Raw genomic sequence first — 20,672 nt, forward strand, 5'->3', positions numbered from 1 at the left:
CGGAACACCTCTTTACTTACTGCTTGCTGTATTCGAGGACGACTCAGTGCCAGTTGATTTCGTACTTGTTGAGCGAGGTACATAAATGACATCCTTACCGGAAGCTTCAACGTAACCAAGTTGTTTTGCATTTTCGATGACCTGGTTGTTCAATGTTTCTTTTTCCACCTGCAGGTCTGCAATCGTCTTTTCATACCCCTTGATATCCGAAATAGTGGACTGCGCCTGCTTGTTCAGATCATAGATATGAGCATAACGAGACATCAAGGCTCCTCCAACAAGGATAACTGCAACCAGGGTAATCAGATACAAAATCTTCTCGCGTGCCGGAAGACCCGTACGACGGGTCACCACTTTGGTGGTTTCTTTGTATCGTTGCTGGGTCACACGTTCCTGGGACGCTTTTTCTTTTACAGCGAGATTACCACGTGTATATGCCATACTCCGATTCTCTCCTCCACTCTTGATCTACAATTTCTCGGCTACGCGCAGCTTGGCTGAACGAGCACGTGAATTTTCGGTCAATTCCGTTTCCGTTGGAATCAACGGTTTTCTGTTAACTAAACGCAGGGTCCCCTTGCCGCCGCATACACACAACGGAAAATCGGGTGGACATGTACATTTTTCCAGATAACTGCTGAAAATCTGTTTACATATCCGATCCTCAAGGGAGTGGAAGGTAATAACAGATACACGTCCTCCTGGTGCCAGACAACGAACAGCCTGATGTAAGCCTTCTTCAAACGCACCCAACTCATCGTTGACGGCAATGCGTAATGCCTGGAAGCTGCGTTTGGCAGGATGTCCACCTGTACGGCGAGCTGCCGCCGGGATGCCTTCCTTGATCAGTTCCACGAGTTCACCTGTCGTCTCAATGGTAGATTGCGCTCGTTTTCCCACGATAACACGGGCAATTCTTCTCGAAAACTTCTCTTCACCATAGCGATACAAAATTCGAGCAATCTCTTCTTCTGGCCACTCATTCACAATCTCTTTGGCCGTCAGCATTGCATCCTGGTCCATTCGCATATCGAGCGGAGCATCGTGATTGTAGCTGAATCCACGTTCTCCTTCATCAAATTGCGGGGATGACACACCCAAGTCGTACAAAATACCGTCGACCTGTGGTACACCATCCTTCATTGGTACATCCAGATCCTTGAGTACCTGTTCCAGATCCCGAAAATTGGTTTTCACCAATGTTACACGTTCTCCATAAGCTGCGAGCTTCTCGCGAGCATTATCCAAAGCCCAATCATCCTGATCAAGTGCGATCAGACGTCCCCCTGGACCGAGCTTGGAAGCAATCACGGAGCTATGTCCGCCACCGCCTAAAGTGCAGTCCACGTATATACCGTCCTGCTTGATGTTTAATCCCTCTGTTGCCTCTTCTTTGAGTACGGTTATGTGGTGAAACAACCTGCACCCCTCCTGACTTTATAAATCAAAATTAAAATCGACCAGCTTTTCGGCAATGTCGTTGAATGCTTCTTCGGATTGATTGAAATAACTCTCCCATATGCCTTTGCTCCAAATCTCCACCCGGTTCGACACGCCAAGAACAACACAATCCTTGTCCAGCTTGGCATACTCTCTTAAATTGCCCGGCAGATTTACCCTGCCCTGTTTGTCCAGTTCACATTCGGTTGCACCCGAGAAAAAAAACCGGGTAAACGCACGTGCATCAGATTTCATCAATGGCAGTGCTTTGAGCTTCTGTTCCATGACCCCCCACTCCTCCATGGGGTACACGAAAAGACACTGGTCCAAACCCCGTGTGACAACGAAAGACGGTGCCAGAGATTCGCGGAATTTAGCCGGAATGATCATCCGACCCTTATCATCAATGCTATGTTGGAACTCCCCCATAAACATTGGCCCACTCACTCCTCACCCGTTTCTCCCACTTTGCCCCACTTTCCACCACCTAAGCATAATAGATTCGCACAAAAAAATCAAAACCCTTCTTGCATGACTTGATTTTTTAATTTTTCAGCATAAAAAAAACGTCCTTGATCCTGTCACTCAGGATCAAAGACGCTTCCCTTAAACGGGCAATCGTATGTCTACCCGCACATGAGCCATATCATCAATAAACCATTCTATACCTATTGAATCATTTCATCAGCTTGTAATTATTGGATAGTGCTTAAAATTTCCAGCTATCCAGGTATTTCACTTGCTCAGCTGACAAGGAGTCGATGCCAATATTCAGGCTTTCAAGTTTATAGCTGGCAACCTGCTGGTCAATATCATAAGGTACATTAACAACGTTTTTACCCAAGTTTTCATAATTCTCACTTACATAACGCAGACCAAGCGCCTGCAGAGCAAACGTCGTATCCATGATTTCGGCAGGGTGACCATCTGCTGCACCCAGGTTCACAAGACGACCTTCTGCAAGAAGGTACATTTTACGACCGTCTTTGAAACGATATTCCTCAATGTTGCGACGAACTGTGCGAATCGATTCCGAACGTTTAGCCAGTTCAGGTTTATTCACTTCAACATCAAAGTGACCTGCATTACTCAGGATCGCTCCGTCCTTCATCACATCGTAATGCTCCCCTGTGATAACATCCTTATTGCCTGTAACTGCGATAAAGAAATCGCCCAATTTGGCGGCTTCCACCATCGTCATGACTCGGAACCCATCCATGTGTGCTTCTACCGCTTTGATTGGATCGATCTCGGTTACGATCACATTGGCACCAAGACCTTTGGCGCGCATCGCTACACCTTTACCACACCAGCCATAACCTGCTACCACTACGTTTTTACCAGCGATAACCAAGTTAGTTGTACGAATAATCCCGTCGAATGCAGATTGTCCAGTACCGTAGCGATTGTCAAACAGATACTTGCAGTATGCGTCATTAACCGCAACCATCGGAAACTTCAATTGGCCTTCTTTCGCCAATGCTTTCAAACGAATAATACCCGTTGTCGTTTCTTCTGCTCCTCCGCGAATGGTTGCTGCGAGGTCAGGGCGCTCGGATGCAATAATGGTTGCAAAGTCTCCACCATCATCAATAATGAGATCAGGCTTCACCTCAAGCGCACGCAGTTGCAGTGATTTGAATTCCGCAGGCTCCGGATTGTACTTCGCATACACCGTAACACCGTCTTCCACCAATGCTGCGCAAACATCATCTTGTGTAGACAATGGATTGCTATGCGTAATCGTCACTTCTGCTCCACCGGCTTGGATCACTTTTGCCAAGTAAGCTGTTTTCGCTTCCAGATGAAGACAAATGGCAACCTTCAAACCTTTGAAGGGCAGATCCTGTTCGAACTGGCGACGAATGCGGTTCAGTACCGGCATATGCGCTTCTACCCAATCAATTTTCAGGTGACCCTCTGAAGCGAGTCCCATATCTTTAACAATACTGTTTTGCAATGCAGGTGTAGTCATTTCACGTCCTCCTCGTTTATGTGTTTCTTCTATTATAAAGGGCTCTACAGTGCAATAACCTTATGCTCTCCAAGGAATTCACTTGAGGCCTTAATCAGTTCATCGATCCACTCGGTGCCATAACGATTCAGGTAAAAGAGTGCATTATGTACTCGTTCCTGTGGTTTGCCCGTTGGGAATAAGGAGTTCTGAATGCCGTTCCAGTGCCTTAGACTCACATTGTGTTTATCTTCGATAGCTTTGTGAGTCTGTTGTTTCAGATACTGCATTTGCTCGTTGATTTTACTCAAATTGGTGTCGCCAATTCGTTCCAGCCCCGGATGAATCTCCGCGATCTCATCTAGCAACGGTCCATACAGATCAAGAAACGCTTCCTGAACCTTGTCAAACTGTTCATCTACCTGGAACGTCTCCTGCTGTGCGAGCCATTGCTCCTTCTTTTCTTCCATATGATATTGAACATCCTGAAAAGAAAGTCCATATTGTTTCATATGTTTGTGATGAATATCTTCCATAATGGTGAAAGACAACCGCGGCAACAAAATGGGCATTTGCAGGCCGAACTGACGGAATGCTTCCCGAGTCAAACCCCAATATGCAATTTCACCTTGCCCCAAAATAACAGCGGCTACAGGCAACACGGAATCTTGCATTAATGGTCGTGTCAATACGTTGTTACTGAAGCGCTCCGGATGTTCTCCCAGTTCCTGAAGCAAACGTTCCTCTGAGAAAGAAACCAAACCTTTGCGATCACTATATAAACCGTCCTTCAACAACAAGAGTAGACGCGTACCTTCATGAATGTAGAACAGATTGGCTCCATCCTCCGCCACTTCGGCAGGCATAGCATAACCAGCTTGTTGTACCAGCGAAGCACCTTGAGTGTATGCGCTGCGCAGCACTTCATTTTTTCGTATCAACCGCTCAAACACGGGCTGTTCCAACCTGCGTAAATCTGGATCCGATGCATCCATTAGAACAAGTCCACTGCTGGCAAACAAAGCAGATATCATGCGGGCAAATGCATCACTCAGATTTGAACTGGATTGATGGATCTCTGTGATGCATTTCATCAGTCCTGGTTTATGTATCGTATCAGGTAAAAGATGTTCCACCTGTTCGAGTACATTCATCCACTGCTGCGTATCCACATGAACATTACTCACAGAATCCCTTCCTGCGAATCGTCCTTGTAACTTAACCTTCTTCATGTCTCCCTGACGATCAGGTAGATATGTGTGGTTAACCTCATCCCAGTCATGGTCTTCACCGGCAATCCAAAATACTGGGACTACCGGGCGTTGAAGTCTTTCTTCCGCTTCACGCGCAGCTGCCACTACGCTGGCGGCTTTGTATATGACGAACAGTGGTCCGGTGAGCAGACCGCTCTGCTGTCCTCCTGTAACCACTAGTGCATCTTGTTCTGCAAGACGTGTGATGGACGCATGAACCTCTCCATGGTCGTTCACCCGCTTATTATATATACGTAAATACTCTGCCAGATCACGACGATCAATACGTGTGTTTTCCGATTGGTCCAGCCACTCGGCACGCGCCTGAAGTCCTGATTCCCAGCGAATGTCATACTCGTAAAGGCCACGCGCAGCATCTCTTGAACAGATATAATCTTCTGCAAGTCTTGATCCGCTGCGGAGTGCCTCGGTAATACCGTTCATGAGGTCTGCCTCCTATTCTGCTTCAAAGAGCCTTTCTTGATTGTACCGAATTCAGGGCCGCTTCGTCAAAAGAAAGTAATTAAAATACGAAAAAAACCGCCGAACGAGTCGGCGGCATTTAATACATCAATAATAGCATATCGCTTTAATATTCCTATTATACGTAAGGTTCTGCAACCCAGTGACCTTTGGAAACCTCAATCAATTGAGAATTTTCCAGGTTGTACGGATCATTTGCAGGACCGCCAGATCCGTTCTGAATCGGGCTCATATGCTCTTCTGGCAGCAAGATGCGACGTTTGTTCGCTTCCACTTCCGGATCAGGTACAGGGATCGCGGAAAGCAATGTTTTGGTGTAAGGGTGGACAGGGTTCGCATATAGTTCTTCACTTTCTGCGAGCTCAACCACTTTACCCATGTACATTACAGCTACACGGTCACTGATATGTTTAACCATTGACAAGTCATGCGCAATAAACAGGTATGTCAAGCCGAGACGTTGCTGAAGTTCTTCAAGCAATTTAACGACCTGCGCCTGAATGGATACATCCAGTGCAGACAATGGCTCATCACAGATGATGAATTTAGGGTCTACAGCAAGCGCACGCGCAATCCCGATCCGTTGTCTTTGACCACCGGAGAATTCATGTGGATAACGAAGTGCATGACTTGGATTCAAACCTACCAGATCAAGCAGTTCCTCCACTCGTCTCTTGCGCTCTTTAGAGCTGGAAGCCAGACCATGAATATCGAGTGACTCCCCGATAATATCCATAACATTGAAACGCGGGTTAAGAGATGCATATGGATCTTGGAAGATCATCTGCATATCTTTACGCATTTCTTTCATTTTGCGCGGGGACAACTTGTAGATATCCGTTCCGTTGAAGTTAACATTTCCGCCAGTTGGCTCATAAAGACGCAGAATGGTACGACCTGTTGTGGATTTACCACAGCCAGACTCGCCTACAACGCCAAGTGTTTCACCTTCAAAGATATCAAAGCTTACGTCATTGACAGCTTTGAGAATGTTACCTTTACCCAAATTAAAGTACTGTTTCAAGTTTTTCACTTGTACCAGAGGCTTATTGCTGCCTTTGATAATACCAGCCGGAGCTGGTTTTTCCTTTTTGGGCTCGTCCAGACGTGGCAAGGCATTCAGCAATTTAATGGTGTATGGATGTTGAGGGTTACTAAAGATTTCAGCAGTTGTTCCTGTTTCAACAACTTCGCCTTCCTTCATAACAACAACACGGTCACACATACCCGCTACGACACCAAGGTCATGCGTAATCAGCATGATCGATGTTCCCAGCTTTTGCTGCATGTCTTTCATGACATCCAGAATTTGAGCCTGAATTGTAACGTCAAGTGCAGTTGTCGGCTCATCCGCAATCAGGAGGGATGGACGACATGCAAGCGCGATCGCAATCATGGCACGCTGACGCATACCACCAGAGAATTGGTGAGGATAATGATTCATGCGGATAGCCGCATTCTTGATACCTACAAGTTCCAGCATCTCCAAAGCCGCTTTATTCGCCGCTTGTTTGGACATGTTCTGATGCTTGCGCAATACTTCAGTAATTTGTTTACCAATTTTAATGGTAGGATTCAATGAAGTCATTGGATCTTGGAAGATCATACCGATATCTTTACCACGAATCGCTTCCATTTGTTTGTCTGTCTTATTCAGCAGGTCTTGCCCGTGAAAAGTAATTTCTCCGCTTTTGACCTTCGAAGGCGGGGAGGGAATCAATTTCATGATGGTTTGGGCGGTAACACTCTTACCACTACCCGATTCACCTACGATCCCCAGCGTCTCTCCTTTGCCAAGTTCAAAACTCACATGTTTAACGGCATCAAATTCACCAGAACGTGTTGAGAACGACACACTCAGGTCTTTGACAGTTAAAATCGGCTCCATAATCCCACCTCCTGTTTCTATTTACGTAATTTCGGATCGAGTGCGTCACGCAGACCGTCTCCGAGCAAGTTAAATGCAAGCATTGTAAGAACCATCAGACCTGCTGGGAACCACATCCGCCACGGGAAAAGCGTCCAGCCTGTAAGTGCATCATTGATCATAGAACCAAGTGAAGATCTTGGTGCTGATACACCCAATCCAAGGAAGCTCAGGAACGCTTCAGCAAAGATTGCATTTGGAATGGACAACGTCAATGTTACAAGAATCGGTCCTATTGCATTGGGCAACAAATGACGGAACAATTGACGCCCTGTGCTTGCTCCCATGGACCTTGCAGCAAGAATAAAGTCTCTGTTTTTGAGTTGCATAATTTCACCACGCACAATCCATGACATGCTGATCCAGCCTGTGATGGTGAGGGCAATGATAATCGTTGTCAGACTTGGTTCCAGTACAACCAGCAACAAAATTACAACAAGCATGTACGGCAAGGAGTAGAGGATTTCGGAAAACTTGTTCATAATTCCATCTACACGTCCACCATAGAAACCCATGATCGCTCCATAAATAACCCCGATAACAAGGTCAATCAAGGCTGCGGCCAAACCTACAGTAAGGGATACACGTGCTCCTACCCAAGTTCTTACCCACACGTCGCGACCAAGCTCGTCCGTACCGAACCAGTGCTCCGCACTCGGTGCTGCATTGGCATTCAACAAATCATTGGAATAATAATTATAACTTGTAAACAAAGAAGTTGGACCAATCAAAGAGAAAATCACGACAAGAACCAACACGCTCAGACTGATCATTGCAGCCTTATTGGTTGCAAGTCTGTACATGGCATCTTTAAAAAGGGATACACTTTCTTGCGGTTTAACCGCTGCCTGACTAGTCAGGTTCGTGTTCGCCGTTTCATTCTTTTTATTATTCGTGCCAGACAACGTTATGCCCCCTTCCGGCTTTCCAGCTTAATTCTAGGATCAATCAGCACGTAAGCGATATCCGTAAAGAAACGAGCCAACATCAGGAGGATACCATAGAAAATCGTAATCCCCATGATCATAGTGTAATCACGGTTTGTGATACTCTCTACGAATACTTTACCAATTCCCCCGATGTTAAAGATCTGTTCAATTACAACGGAACCTGTGATGATATTCGCTGTCATTGGACCAACATAAGTTACTACTGGTAGAATACCGTTTCTTACAACGTGTTTAAACATGATTGCAGGCCATTTCAAACCTTTGGCTTTAGCTGTTTTGATATAATCTGCATGTAAAACTTCAAGCATGCTCGAACGCGTCAAACGAGCGATAAAAGCAATCGGAGATGCAGATAGCGCTGCAACCGGAAGAACATAATCCAATGGACCATCAAAGCCCATAACGTTAAACCAGCCTAATTTAGTAGCAAAGAGATACTGCAATAGTGACGCAAGCAAGAAGCTCGGAACAGCTATCCCTATGACAGCCAGGATCATCGTGATATCATCAATGAGTTTACGATGGTAAACTGCAGCAATAAGGCCCAGCAGAACACCCACGATAATGGAGATAACAATTGCAAACACTCCAAGCTTCAGCGAAGCGGTGAATGTTTCGCCGATCATTCCGGCTACATCTCGATTGAGATATTTCATTGAGACTCCGAAATCTCCCTTAATGATTCCACCCATATACTTCAGGTATTGTTCATACATCGGTTTGTCCAATCCATACTTCTGTTCCAGCAAGACCCGAATTTCAGGCGATACTTTTTTCTCAGATGTAAAAGGGTCACCCGGAATAGCCTTCATCAGGAAGAAGGTTGCAGATGCGAGTATGAAAAGCGATAGCAGCATAAATAATAGTTTTTTCAACACATACTTAACCAACCCTTGCACACCTCCACAAACAATATTTTGTATACAAATCGATTGTAGAATTAGACAGAAATAAAGTCCAATCCATTTATCGGAAATTTCAAGAATTATAAGGAAAATCGGTGCACATACAAAAAATCGGGATATATATGGAATTCCACATATATATCCCGAAGTATTCATATTAGACTTCAGAACAACTTATTTCTCTTCCAGATATGCACGAGTGTAGTCAATAGCTCCACTGAAATCAAGTTGTACACCTTTCAGGTAAGGCTTAGTCAAAGATACGTTAGTGTAATAATAGATTGGCATAACGCCCATTTCATCTTGAATCAGGATTTTCTCAGCGTCAGCAAATGCAGCCATACGTGCAGCTGGATCAGCAGATTTTACAGTTTCTTTAACATCTTTGTCATACTGTTCGTTGCTGAATTTGGAATCATTGTTTGTGTTTCCAGTAGTCCACATTTCCAAGAAGTTGTATGGATCGTTGTAGTCAGCAGACCAACCTGCACGAGCTACTTGGAAGTTTTGGTTTTGACGGTTCTCAAGGAATACGCCCCACTCTTGGTTTTCTGTTTTCACATCAACACCAAGATTTTGTTTCCACATGTCAGCAACCGCCAAAGCGATTTTCGCGTGACCATCACTAGTGTTGTAGATCAACGTAACAGCTGGCAATGTTGTGTAACCTTCTTCTTTCATACCTTCAGCAAGCAATGCTTTAGCTTCTTCAACATTTTCTGTGAAGTAATCGTCTTTGTGCTCATCACGGAATTCGCCGTTTTCACCACGGATACCTGGAGGTACAAAGCCGAATGCTGGAATTTGTCCACCTTGTGTAACTTTGTCAACAATCAGCTGACGCTGAATTGCCATTGCAAATGCTTTACGGATTTTTACGTTGTTAAATGGTGCTTCGTTTACGTTGAACTGATAGTAGTACGTACTTGCAATACCAGTAGCTTTGAACTCGTCCGGCAATTCCGCTTTTACAGAAGGAATTTGGTCGGATGGAATTTCACCGTTAGGTGCACCAGTGTAGTCCAATTGTCCTGATTTGTAAGCTTGCAGTTCGGAAGCACTGCTGTTTGTCAGAGACATATCGATTTGAGCCAATTTAATATCGGCAGCTGCATGGTAACCATCGTTTTTCTTCACAACAATTTTTTGACCTTTAGAGTATTGATCCATTACAAATGGTCCGTTAACGATCATGTTTTTGTAGTCTGTGAAGAATTTGTCATTGGTGTCAGCAGATGCATGTACTGGGTAGTACGTGTAGAATGCTGTCAGACCCAAGAAGTAAGGTGTTGGGTTTTCCAACGTTACTTCCAATGTGTGCTCATCAGTAGCTTTAACGCCTACTTGTGAGAAATCTGTGACTTTAGTACCTTTGTATGTTTCATCTTTGCTGAGGTTGTAACCTTCAGCACCTTTAATGTAGTACAATTGGTATGCATATGGAGAAGCTGTTTCCGGTTTCAAAGCACGTTCCCAAGAACGAACAAAGTCTTCGGCAGTGATTGCATCACCGTTGCTCCATTTAGCTTCCGGGTTCAGGTTGAAAACATATTTCAAACCATCTTCGGAAATTTTCCAGTCTTTAGCTACGCCTGCTTGTTCTTTACCATCAGCATCAATGCGTACAAGACCTTCGTACAAGAATTTCAGAACTGTGTTGGTTTGGCTGTCTTTTGCTTGAGCCGGGTCCAACGTAGGAGGTTCAGCTGACAGGTTGATTTTCAGAATTTGATCTTTAGCAAGACCATTTCCTTCGTTTGCAGAACCAGTATCGGTGTTACCTGTGCCTTCGTTTTTCGATCCGCACGCTGCAAGTACGGTACCGAACGCCAAAATCAGCGTCAAAAGGACTAATAGACTTTTCCTTTTCATCTAACACGTTCCCCCTAAATTGATATGGTTTATATGTTTATAGATTATACAACCACCGGTCAAAAAAATCTACATTACTTTTTCAGAAAGTAATGTTTTTTTCAGTTTTCGACAAAATCGACACATTTTTTGCCTCTTTTGCGTTATGTAACCTTACATCAGTTGCATGAAGTATCTAAATAATCCAAATAAAGTAAACAAAACATACCCGAAACTCATGATAACGAAAGACATGCGCCATACGGCCCGGAACATTCTACCCCTATCGACCTTCCCTTTTAGTCGATTTTGCGCACCCCCGATGAATCCAAGTGCTACTAGTATGAGTATTAATGTCAGATAAAAACCAAAATTCGAATCAAATGTTAAGTTGAATAACGCTGAAACTGAAAATACAAGAAAAAAAGTGGTTACATCCATTGCCATTCGCAATGCTTTACGTTTGTCTTTTTTCCATACGTACATGCCCCAATAGACAAGAAAGAACGGAAAAAAGGGCAATATGCTCAACACAATAAAAAGTCCCATTAATTCACTCCTTCCGGTTGCATTCCTTCAATCAGATGAAGCAGTATTTCATGTGTAGGTGCAAAAAGGTCCAACTTCTGTGCCATCTTTACAATATGACCGTTAATTGACCTCACTTCTGTACCACGTCCAGCGAGAACATCTGCAAGCATGGAGGAAGTATTCGTGGCAGTAGAACGACAAACCGATATCAGTTGATCCCACATATCCTGATCCAAACATATTCCACTTGCAGAGTAGATTAACAATACTTCATCATATAACTGGCGCATTAGCCTCTTTCGTTCTTCCTTGACGATCAATTCTCCATTAGGGATTCGCCATAGTGCCGTGAGCGGGTTAATGACTGAATTAATCAATAGTTTCCTGTATATCAGCTTATCGATTTCATTCGACACTGTACAGTCAAATCCTGCCTGCTGCAACGATCCCGACAGAGTAAATGTTCTCTGCTCCTCTATAGAGGTAGAAGCTCCTATATGTATGTTGTACCTCCCCAGCCTAGTTTCACCTGTACCTGCACGAGTCACCTGACTTTGTGTTCGCTTCGCACCTTCTGTTGTAACCGCACTACACAGAAGCGACTTTGGCAAAGCTGCTTGAAGTTTTGTAAGATGGCCCATCCCATTCTGAAAACAAGCGACATTCAGCACATGATCTTGTAATGGACTAATCTCATCAATGAAATCATCAATGCTTGTCTGCTTAACCATGAGCAGTAACCATTCTCCTTGTGTGTTCTTCCATGTGTCAGTCAGCTTACTTATTGGTTTCGCCTGTATTTGATCCGGTAGAATATGTATCTCCTCGTCTTGTTCCACAATGGTTACTCCATTATGGCTGAGGAGGTCTGCCTGAGCTGTTGTTCTGGTCCAAAATCTGACCTGGTTACCTGACGCCAGCAGTTTCCCGCCATACAAAAGACCAAGTGCCCCCGCTCCTACGATGTCAATGATCATATGATGCACTCCTCTCCGCTTCAGTAGTTTCTCCTTCTATTATCTATAATAGAACAAAAACACCAAACTAAAAACCCGTCATACCTGCCGTTGTGTAACGGAGGTGTGGCGGGTTCATACCTGACTTTCACAAATCAAACGTCTGAATTTGTTATTCAATTCGTTCCAGATTCCCGTTGGCATCCATCTTGAAACGTGTCTTAAGTTCCTCTTCTTCTTCGGACAAAAATGCGAGTCTGCGAGCCCGATCCATAATCTGAATCAAAGCTTTGTAGTCGTCATTCACCACACGGTAATCCGTCTGTACTTCATTCACTTCCTTGGAGAGACGGTCATTCTCAAGACGTAGTTCAAGCAATTCATCTTCTTTCTCCCGAAGCTCCTTCTCCAGCATCTTGAGTTGACGATTACTCTCCTGCACCGTTCCCTTCCATTGTCGCAGGAAGCGGATTACTGCATCCATCGATAATGAATCGTCTGAGATCCCATCTGATTTGTACAGATGTTCTTCAGTGTCCAGTGTAGACAGTGCTGCAACCTGCGGTCCGAGCATAGCTGGTTGCTTTCTGAGATAACTTCGTTTTTGTCGTTGTGCCTTGGCGTTACTGATGGCAGAATCATACTTTTTACGTACACAACTGTTCCAGCGAAAACCGCATGCGGCAGATGTTCTGCCTATTTTTTCGCCCACCTCTTCAAAAGCGGCCAATTGTGTACTGCCTTCCCGAATATGACGCAAAGTAACCTCAGCCAATATCAAATCGTCCTCTGTACTCCAAGCATCCTGTCTCACTGCAGTCATGCTATAATACCCTCCTAACAACATCCTAAAATAACCGTCCGCATTACCGGAAGCCCGGTATGTGAATTAGGTATAAAAGCTGCTTCATTCATTCTTATGCCTCTCATAGAGTTCATAGAATTGATTTCATACTAAAATGTATTTCCACATTCAGGCTTGCTTATACGTGACATACGTAAAACATATCCCTCTATACTTACTTTGAGCAAAAAAAAGAATTCGCTTTCATATCCAAATTTGTTTACACGTTTTTCCTTTCCCGGTATAATGTTGTGTAGACAATCTATGAACGTACTTAGGAGAGGAGGATTTACCGTGGCACGCATGTTTCGGGTACTCGGGTTCTTCACGCTTGCAATTGGCCTGATGGCTTTTGCGGGAGATCTGGTCGAAATGGCTTTGCTTTTTTTCCTGCAGACTGCGTTTTTTGTCATTTTGGGATACTTGAAATTTACCGAGCGAACGTACATATTGCTCTTCTGGGGTTATATGATCGTAACATTCACGGGTTTCAGCTACTGGACCGTATTCGAAATGGGTTTGCCGCTCTAATCCACCTGCAGCATCAAAGTGATCCGATATCTGTCGGGTTGCTTTTTTGTTGTGTTCAGATTAAATGAATGTTCATGGTGTTATGTAACCACTAAGGATATTTCACGTATTTGTTTCATATATTGTCTGGAAGACAACAAGCCTGTACGTTTGTCATTTAAGAAGTGGAAAGGAGAATGGATCGGTGAAACGTCAACACGGCATTTCCGCCTTTATATTATGCATCATTTTATTCCTCCAGCTACCTTTAGCCTATGCCTATGGAGAGTTTTCACCTGAGGATACACGTGAGATATTACAAAAAAGTCTATCCATCGTTGAAATCGATCATGAAATCGAACGCATCACCGAAAGGCAGAAGCAGCTGGGTCAACAACACGAGACATTATCCGTCCAGCTGCAGGAACAGGAAGAGCAGATACATATTCAGCAAGATCGGGCCGGAGCTGTAGTGAGGTCCTACTACACAGGAGAACGCGACAGCCTCCTCATGACGGTCCTGGGAGCCAGATCATTCAAAGACCTGTTTGTACTGTATGATTATTACCAGATTATTATCGGACGGGATCAGGCTGTGCTGGACAAGTATCAGGACCGTTATCACAATCTGCAACAGACTTCCACTCAGATTCGTCAGACTACAACAGAATTAACCGAAATGAAGACTAATCTTCAAAACCAGCGGGAACGTGTAGTCGCCTTGCAAAAAGAAGTGGATGCCCAAATAGCCACCAGCGGAGATGCCGCAGCGATTCAGAAACTGATGGATGAATTAACCCTTTATTGGGAGAATATCGGCATCTATGAGGTGAAACGATATTTCAAAGCATTGGCATCTGCCATGCAGAACCTGCCCGATTTTATCCAAAAACAAAACGGAGGTATATCCACGACTGGAACAACGTATACGATTAGAATTGGGCAGGATGAGCTTAATGCATTTCTTCGTTCCCAAAATTCAATCTTTGAAGACTTTGCCTTTCAGTTTAATCAGGATAAGATTATAGCTTCCGGTCAGCGGGATCAGTTGCAATTAAGCATAGAAGGACATTATACGGTAGAAAATGAACCGCAAAACTCCATTCGTTTTCATGTGGACAAACTTGTATTCAACCAGCTTGAATTACCAGACACCACTCGCCGAATGCTTGAAAAAGAATTTGACCTTGGGTTCTATCCACAGAAAATCCTCTCGTTTGTGAAAGCAACCGATGTTTCAACAAGTGAAGGCATACTGGAAGTAAAACTAGCTATATCATTTTAAAGTGGTTGTCCAAAAAGTCCGCTTTTTGATTACGAAGGATGCCTTGTGGCATCATCAGCATCCAAGTTGAAATTCAGACTTTTTGAACACAAACTTAAAGTTAATTCGTCGTTCTAATACTGTCTACGTATTGATTCGCTGTAATTTCACCCTTTAAGAATTGTTGTACTTTTTTATGAAAACGAGTTATTAGAGCATGACTTTCGGTCGTTGCATCAGGGACATCTTGGGTGGTCGGGAACCAGGATTGTCCCTTTGTCATTTCATAACGTCCAACGAGTTTCTCAGACTCCAAATCCAGCTCCTGTTGCTTTGCGGGCAACCGGTTAACCTGTTGGTACCATTTCAGCTGTGTCGTAGCGGACGTCATTCCTTCAATCCATCTACTGGCCTCCTCAGCCTCAACCGAACCCGCAGTAATAACAAGGCTTCTGGAGTTTAAGGTTTCCAAGGTTTCGAAAAAAATCCGCTCCAAAGAATCTTTATCAACTGCACTCGCTTGATCCGCACTTAATAATTGAGATAACAACGATATAACCATCGGTGTGCCGTTCTGGTCAGCAGTTGGAGAGAACTCTGAATTGGTAGACTCCAGCTTAATAAGGGGCTGAATCTGATTCATCAACTGAATCCCCTGCTGAAGATTCCCCGTTTGCGAATCTATTTGTGTTCGTTTAACTTGGTCTGGTGCCATTTTCGGTTCCAAATGATTCAGCCACGCATTTGTCCCGTACATATCATTGATGTTCATTGTAATTAAAGGGGTGCCTTCCGCAATGGCTTGTTGAGTAAGTTTGACCCACTGATCTTTATTGCGAGGTAATGACTCCAGACCAGCTCTCTTCAGAAATGAAGATTGGGCAGCCAGAATGTACGGATCAAAATCAAAAGGCATTCCCCACTGATAACCATTCCACTCTGTCATTCCCCGTAACCCAACTACCGTATCTCCTAGCGACTTCGATAATGTGGTTCCGTTTAACGGATACAGGTACCCTTTTTGGGCATAGTATTGCACTTCCTCACTATCAAGCAGAATAACATCACCGTTCTCTCCTAGTGAAAATTCAAGATCCAAAACATGCTTATATGTATCCGGCTTCTCATTCCGAAGATTAATCTCTACCAGCTGGGAAGCAGCAACTTCTTTGGCTATTTTTTGAAAGGCTTGGAACTCTTCATCCGACATGGCCACTACAATCTCCAGCGGAGCTTGAGCATCTTCATTACGGGACGAAGACCCAGGAAAAGCATCCTTCTCCTGATCGCGTTCCTGATTGAGCTGCGAACCTCTAAAGTCAAAACTCGGTGACAAGATCGTTAACGAAAGCAGCAATACCGCGAATAAAACAACCTGATGTCTACGCTTCATTAACTTCCCTCCCTGTTCACCTAGTTTTTTCCTGCAGCAATTATTGTAACAAATAAGTAGTACTCTTGTCCTACCCTGCCGAAAAACACTTTTTCGGATTTTTGCATAATACGAGCATATCGAGTTCTGTGTAATAACGCTTACTTATTTTTTCAGCAAAAAGCCGGCTCCAGGAGCCGGCTTCAATAACAACATTTTCCAGGAAATAATTCCCCTGAATTTTACAATAAATCAGCTGCAAGTTGTGCCAGCTTGGACCGTTCTCCTTTTTCGAGCATGATGTGTCCGCTGATTCCCTCTTGTTTGAACCGTTCCACGATATACGTCAGACCATTACTGGCAGAATCAAGATACGGGTGGTCTATCTGTTCCGGGTCTCCCATCAAAATAATCTTACTGCCTTCACCGACCCTTGATACAATGGTCTTCACTTCGTGGCGTGACAGATTCTGGGCTTCATCAATAATGATAAACTGTCCAGGTATCGATCTTCCACGAATATACGTTAAGGCCTCCACCTGAATACTGCCAAGCCCCATTAGGATTTTATCGATATCTCCGGCTTTTTTGGTGTCAAACAAAAACTCCAGATTATCATATATTGGCTGCATCCATGGACGAAGTTTTTCTTCCTTCTCACCAGGCAAATAACCGATATCTTTCCCCATTGGAACGACAGGGCGAGCGATCAACAGTTTTTTGTACTTATGATCATCCTCTACCTTAAGCAGACCTGCTGCAAGTGCCAGCAAGGTTTTTCCTGTTCCGGCTTTACCGGTGATAGTAACAAGCGGGATGTCATCATTTAAAAGCAGTTCCAGTGCCATGCGTTGTTGTGCGTTACGTGCACTAATACCCCAGACATTATCATTACTGAGGAAAAGCGGCTCCAGCTTTGTTCCCTCTGTGTTCACTTTAAGCAAAGCCGATTTATTGGTTCCCATCTCATCCTTGAGAATGACAAATTCATTCGGATACAACGAATATGACAACTGCAATGGTTTGATTGGTAAAAAACGATATGTGTAAAACTCATCAATCACTGACGGATGAACTTTTAGGGCCGTATAACCTGGATATAACTCACTGAGTCCTGCCGTCCGATCTGATAAGTAATCCTGTGTGAACAGACCAAGTACATCCGCTTTGATACGCACAAGTACATCTTTACTGACAAGCACGACCTGACGTTCAACTACTTCCTTTTCATTCTCCTCAATCTGATAATTCAGTGCGACAGCCAAAATGCGATTATCGTTGGACACTTCACCAAACATTTCCTGAACTTTCACGAAACTCCGATGATTCAGCTCTACTTTCAGGTTACCTCCATTAGCCAAAGGTACCCCACTGTGCAAGTGACCCAGCTCTCGTAAGCCATCTAACAGTCTGGATACATTACGGGCATTACGCCCAATTTCATCGGCATTTCTTTTTTTGGAGTCGATCTCCTCCAGTACAACCGCGGGAATGATTACCTCATGTTCCTCAAAGGCAAATATGGCATTGGGGTCATGCAGAAGCACGTTGGTATCCAATACAAAAATCTTTTTCATTCAATCCCCTCCAAAGCGGCGTCGTTAAAGGCATGAATAGTGTGATCTTTCAGCAGCGGCATGGACAATCATGATCCCATACATAAATGTATTCGACTAGGGCAAAATAATTGTCAACCATTCTGAAAAACTCCAAGAAAGGATGAACATTTATGAAAATATGGGTTTGCACGCTGCTTCTGATCTTTATACTTACAGGTTGCAACAGTTCCACACGCAGCGCTTCGCCGAATCAAGGTACACATGCGAAAGGTTACGGAGGAAATGTAACAACTCAGCAAGATCAAGGGAAAGGATCTCACATGCTCAATGCACAGGAAGATCGGATGAATCCTTCACGTTTGGACCGTCTCAATGAGAATACAGGTGAAGTCCATGATACCAACATTGCTGATGATGCACAGAGTGGCCGGATGCCCAATGAAAAACGAATCAATCACCTTAAAGCCCTTGCCAAGCAAGTAGAAGGTGTTGAAGATGCGAACTGCGTCATACTCGGTAATACAGCCGTAGTTGGCATCGATGTTGATGGTGAACTGGAACGTGCTCGGGTGGGTACCATTAAGTACGCTGTTGCCGAAGCACTTCGCAAAGACCCCGAAGGTATAGATTCCATCGTTACTGCTGATGCAGATGTCACAGAACGAATTAAAGAGATTGGTGAACATATTCGTCAAGGGCACCCAATCTCCGGTTTTGCTTCAGAACTCGCTGACATGGTGGGACGAATTATCCCTCAACTCCCGAAAGACGTCAAAGTTCGTCAAAATCCCGATGAACACGTGAATCAAAAACAACAAATGCAGCAGCTGCATTCATCAGACAAAAGACAACAAAAAGCCCAGTGATCTCTCACTAGGCTTTTTTCATGGCAGCAAAAACCTGCTCATCTAATTTCTCAGCAGCACGCTGATCATATATTTTGACATATTGAGGCACAGAGGACAATTGAGCGCCGTAAAACAGAGCATTCCTCACCGCTTCAATTGTAATGTCGAAACAGCACATATTAAATGGAACGTCCAGCAGCGGATCTTGTCGTACTGCAGCACGTCCGTTCACTGCGTACACCGTCTCTTCTCCAAAGACAGTTACCGTAATAAGCGGATTAGTAATCATGTTATTCACTAAACGTGAACGATGATCAATTGCTACACGAAAAGTAGAAGCATTCTCCGCATAAATCCAGGAGATGGCTGTTGAAGTCGGACCTCCAGATTCTACATCCACAGTGCTCAGAAGCACAAAGGTCTCATTCTTGAATTGCTGTAAAAGAGATTCAGTTAATTGTGTGACGGCTTCGGACATTCAACCAGCCCCCTAACCTTCTTTATGCAATTCTTGTACTTGGTTTATGTTATTATAGCATACCGATTAACGTGCTTCCAATCCCAAAAGAATGAAGGTTATTCGCCTGAAGGTGAAGCTGTTACTTTACCTGAAAGTGTATCTTGTAATGCCTGCTTGGCATTGGCGAGTTCCGTCTCATTAATATACACATATGGACTTCTCCACTCTCCGGTAACCGGAGTATAATGCACATCCGAAGTGGAAATGTTCCAATACGTTGAGATAAAGTTTTTCATTTGTTCCGATTCCACATCTGTCGTCATATTCTTGTCAACTGCACCAATCACTTTGCTGATCTTTGTAATGCCCCCAAGAGATTTCATCTGATCCAGCATAGAGTTCAGCACTTGGTTTTGACGTTTGTTACGATCAAAGTCATTGGATTCATCAGTCTTTGGATTACAATTGGATTTGCGGTAACGAACAAAATCTAGTGCTGCTTTACCATCGAGATGTTGTGCGCCTGCGACCAGATTGATATCTGTACCATCGGCTGTATCTCTATAACACATATTTTTATCCACAGTCACATCCACCCCACCTACGGCATTGACAGCATCACGGAATGCCTGGAAATTCAGGACGGTTGTATAATTAATATCTACATCCAAATACTTGCCCATCATTTCTTTCATCTGATCCTCTGCATTTTTGCCAGTGGTTTTTTCCTGTGCTTTGAATCTTGGATAATAGGAATTCAGTTTGTTGGATTTGTACCCATCCAATTGAATACGCGTGTCTCGAGGCAAAGATACAATGGTTGCCGTCTTGGTCTCCGGATTCAACGAAGCCACCATAACAACATCCGAGAGATATGTGCCAGTTTCAGGACGGTTATCTGTGCCTAATAACAGCATCGTGATCGGTTTGGTTGTGGCTGACATCCCGGGAGGTACCGGTTTATCGATGCCTGTATCCACGACTTGATTGTATACCCAGTACGCATATCCACCGCCTACCACAATGGCAATAACCAATAGACTTAAAAGGATTCTGCCAAAAGCATTCATTCTCTTTTTCTTCTTAGGCTGCTTGCCCTTGCCATTCTTCGATCCAGAAGCACCGGATTGCGTTGGTGCCTGTCTCCGTGGAGGCAGTCCGTTCGAATTTGAGTTCATATCTTCAACACCTTTATCACATCTGTTTTTGTCTAAATAAAAGACAACCGCTTTCCCTAAGGAAAACGGATGGTCTGTACAAGACAGGATTTATGAGTTTCGAGCGGCAGCTTCCGCTTTTTTCTTTTGACGACCTTCAATAAAATAACGCACTCTCACTAATAACATCAAACCAACCGCCACCAGCAAACATTGAATGATGGGAAGCTTGTCGATTTGAAAAATAAGAAGCATGAATGTGCCCATCGCCATCAAAATATAGAGAACGATTTCCTTACCAAGTGGCAATTTCTGACGTACCCGAAACACCTTATTATATACGTAAGTAATCAATACAAAGATGACGATGTAGGCTACGATCGGGTGTGATGCGAACCATGCTTGCAT

The 20,672-nt window shown here is 44.0% G+C and carries 20 protein-coding genes; 3 read left to right on the forward strand and 17 right to left on the reverse strand.

What is annotated here, in order from left to right; genetic code table 11:
• Positions 1-12: 12 nt before the first annotated feature.
• The 12 genes from MHI48_RS21395 to MHI48_RS21450 form a co-directional block, all read right to left on the reverse strand.
• A complete protein-coding gene (locus tag MHI48_RS21395; RefSeq protein WP_036674831.1) occupies positions 13-441 on the reverse strand; it encodes a hypothetical protein in 429 nt (142 codons plus the stop codon).
• Between the two features lie 27 nt (positions 442-468).
• Positions 469-1,419 carry a 16S rRNA (cytosine(1402)-N(4))-methyltransferase RsmH gene (gene rsmH, locus MHI48_RS21400; protein WP_036674830.1) on the reverse strand — a complete coding sequence of 317 codons (951 nt, stop codon included), beginning with the start codon at positions 1,417-1,419 and terminating at the stop codon, positions 469-471.
• Between the two features lie 18 nt (positions 1,420-1,437).
• Complete coding sequence (gene mraZ, locus MHI48_RS21405; RefSeq protein ID WP_405141698.1) at positions 1,438-1,875, reverse strand: division/cell wall cluster transcriptional repressor MraZ; 438 nt, start codon at positions 1,873-1,875, stop codon at positions 1,438-1,440.
• A gap of 274 nt (positions 1,876-2,149) precedes the next feature.
• Complete coding sequence (locus MHI48_RS21410) at positions 2,150-3,415, reverse strand: adenosylhomocysteinase (protein ID WP_036614885.1); 1,266 nt, start codon at positions 3,413-3,415, stop codon at positions 2,150-2,152.
• 44 nt (positions 3,416-3,459) lie between these two features.
• On the reverse strand, positions 3,460-5,091 hold the full coding sequence (gene bshC, locus MHI48_RS21415; protein ID WP_405141701.1) for a bacillithiol biosynthesis cysteine-adding enzyme BshC: 1,632 nt from the start codon (positions 5,089-5,091) through the stop codon (positions 3,460-3,462).
• A 157-nt stretch (positions 5,092-5,248) separates the two neighbouring features.
• A complete protein-coding gene (locus MHI48_RS21420) occupies positions 5,249-7,018 on the reverse strand; it encodes an ABC transporter ATP-binding protein (RefSeq protein ID WP_036614890.1) in 1,770 nt (589 codons plus the stop codon).
• Between the two features lie 17 nt (positions 7,019-7,035).
• Entirely contained in the window at positions 7,036-7,917 is an 882-nt protein-coding gene (locus MHI48_RS21425; protein WP_370511422.1) for an ABC transporter permease, read from the reverse strand.
• A 47-nt stretch (positions 7,918-7,964) separates the two neighbouring features.
• Complete coding sequence (locus MHI48_RS21430) at positions 7,965-8,897, reverse strand: ABC transporter permease (protein WP_036614893.1); 933 nt, start codon at positions 8,895-8,897, stop codon at positions 7,965-7,967.
• A gap of 189 nt (positions 8,898-9,086) precedes the next feature.
• Positions 9,087-10,784 carry an ABC transporter substrate-binding protein gene (locus MHI48_RS21435; protein ID WP_076328093.1) on the reverse strand — a complete coding sequence of 566 codons (1,698 nt, stop codon included), beginning with the start codon at positions 10,782-10,784 and terminating at the stop codon, positions 9,087-9,089.
• A gap of 153 nt (positions 10,785-10,937) precedes the next feature.
• Complete coding sequence (locus tag MHI48_RS21440) at positions 10,938-11,312, reverse strand: DUF3397 domain-containing protein (protein ID WP_036674826.1); 375 nt, start codon at positions 11,310-11,312, stop codon at positions 10,938-10,940.
• Positions 11,312-12,271 (reverse strand): ketopantoate reductase family protein, encoded by a 960-nt coding sequence (locus tag MHI48_RS21445; RefSeq protein WP_076328094.1) that lies wholly within the window; start codon positions 12,269-12,271, stop codon positions 11,312-11,314. Before MHI48_RS21445 ends, MHI48_RS21440 begins: the two co-directional genes overlap by 1 nt.
• 151 nt (positions 12,272-12,422) lie before the next feature.
• Positions 12,423-13,073 (reverse strand): RsfA family transcriptional regulator, encoded by a 651-nt coding sequence (locus MHI48_RS21450; protein ID WP_076211575.1) that lies wholly within the window; start codon positions 13,071-13,073, stop codon positions 12,423-12,425.
• 315 nt (positions 13,074-13,388) lie between these two features.
• Between MHI48_RS21450 and MHI48_RS21455 the strand changes: the two genes are divergently transcribed.
• Both MHI48_RS21455 and MHI48_RS21460 read left to right on the forward strand, forming a co-directional pair.
• Positions 13,389-13,625, forward strand: a complete 237-nt coding sequence (locus tag MHI48_RS21455; protein ID WP_017687281.1) for a DUF2626 domain-containing protein — start codon at positions 13,389-13,391, stop codon at positions 13,623-13,625.
• A gap of 184 nt (positions 13,626-13,809) precedes the next feature.
• Positions 13,810-14,889, forward strand: a complete 1,080-nt coding sequence (locus MHI48_RS21460; protein WP_076328095.1) for a hypothetical protein — start codon at positions 13,810-13,812, stop codon at positions 14,887-14,889.
• 100 nt (positions 14,890-14,989) lie between these two features.
• Here MHI48_RS21460 and MHI48_RS21465 read toward each other — a convergent pair whose 3' ends face one another.
• Both MHI48_RS21465 and MHI48_RS21470 read right to left on the reverse strand, forming a co-directional pair.
• The gene (locus tag MHI48_RS21465) at positions 14,990-16,261 is read right to left on the reverse strand and encodes an extracellular solute-binding protein (protein ID WP_076328096.1); all 1,272 of its coding nucleotides are present in this window, start codon (positions 16,259-16,261) and stop codon (positions 14,990-14,992) included.
• Between the two features lie 221 nt (positions 16,262-16,482).
• A complete protein-coding gene (locus MHI48_RS21470) occupies positions 16,483-17,817 on the reverse strand; it encodes a PhoH family protein (RefSeq protein ID WP_024628438.1) in 1,335 nt (444 codons plus the stop codon).
• A 152-nt stretch (positions 17,818-17,969) separates the two neighbouring features.
• On the opposite strand from MHI48_RS21470, the gene MHI48_RS21475 reads away from it, so the two are divergent.
• A complete protein-coding gene (locus tag MHI48_RS21475; RefSeq protein WP_036614985.1) occupies positions 17,970-18,665 on the forward strand; it encodes a YhcN/YlaJ family sporulation lipoprotein in 696 nt (231 codons plus the stop codon).
• Between the two features lie 7 nt (positions 18,666-18,672).
• Here MHI48_RS21475 and MHI48_RS21480 read toward each other — a convergent pair whose 3' ends face one another.
• The 3 genes from MHI48_RS21480 to MHI48_RS21490 form a co-directional block, all read right to left on the reverse strand.
• A complete protein-coding gene (locus MHI48_RS21480) occupies positions 18,673-19,125 on the reverse strand; it encodes a pyridoxamine 5'-phosphate oxidase family protein (RefSeq protein WP_017687276.1) in 453 nt (150 codons plus the stop codon).
• Between the two features lie 98 nt (positions 19,126-19,223).
• A complete protein-coding gene (locus MHI48_RS21485) occupies positions 19,224-20,285 on the reverse strand; it encodes an LCP family protein (protein ID WP_036614987.1) in 1,062 nt (353 codons plus the stop codon).
• Between the two features lie 90 nt (positions 20,286-20,375).
• Complete coding sequence (locus MHI48_RS21490) at positions 20,376-20,672, reverse strand: YlaH-like family protein (RefSeq protein ID WP_036614990.1); 297 nt, start codon at positions 20,670-20,672, stop codon at positions 20,376-20,378.

Origin of the sequence: Paenibacillus sp. FSL H7-0942, from assembly GCF_045040715.1 — a bacterium.
Classification (GTDB): Bacteria; Bacillota; Bacilli; order Paenibacillales; family Paenibacillaceae; genus Paenibacillus; species Paenibacillus amylolyticus.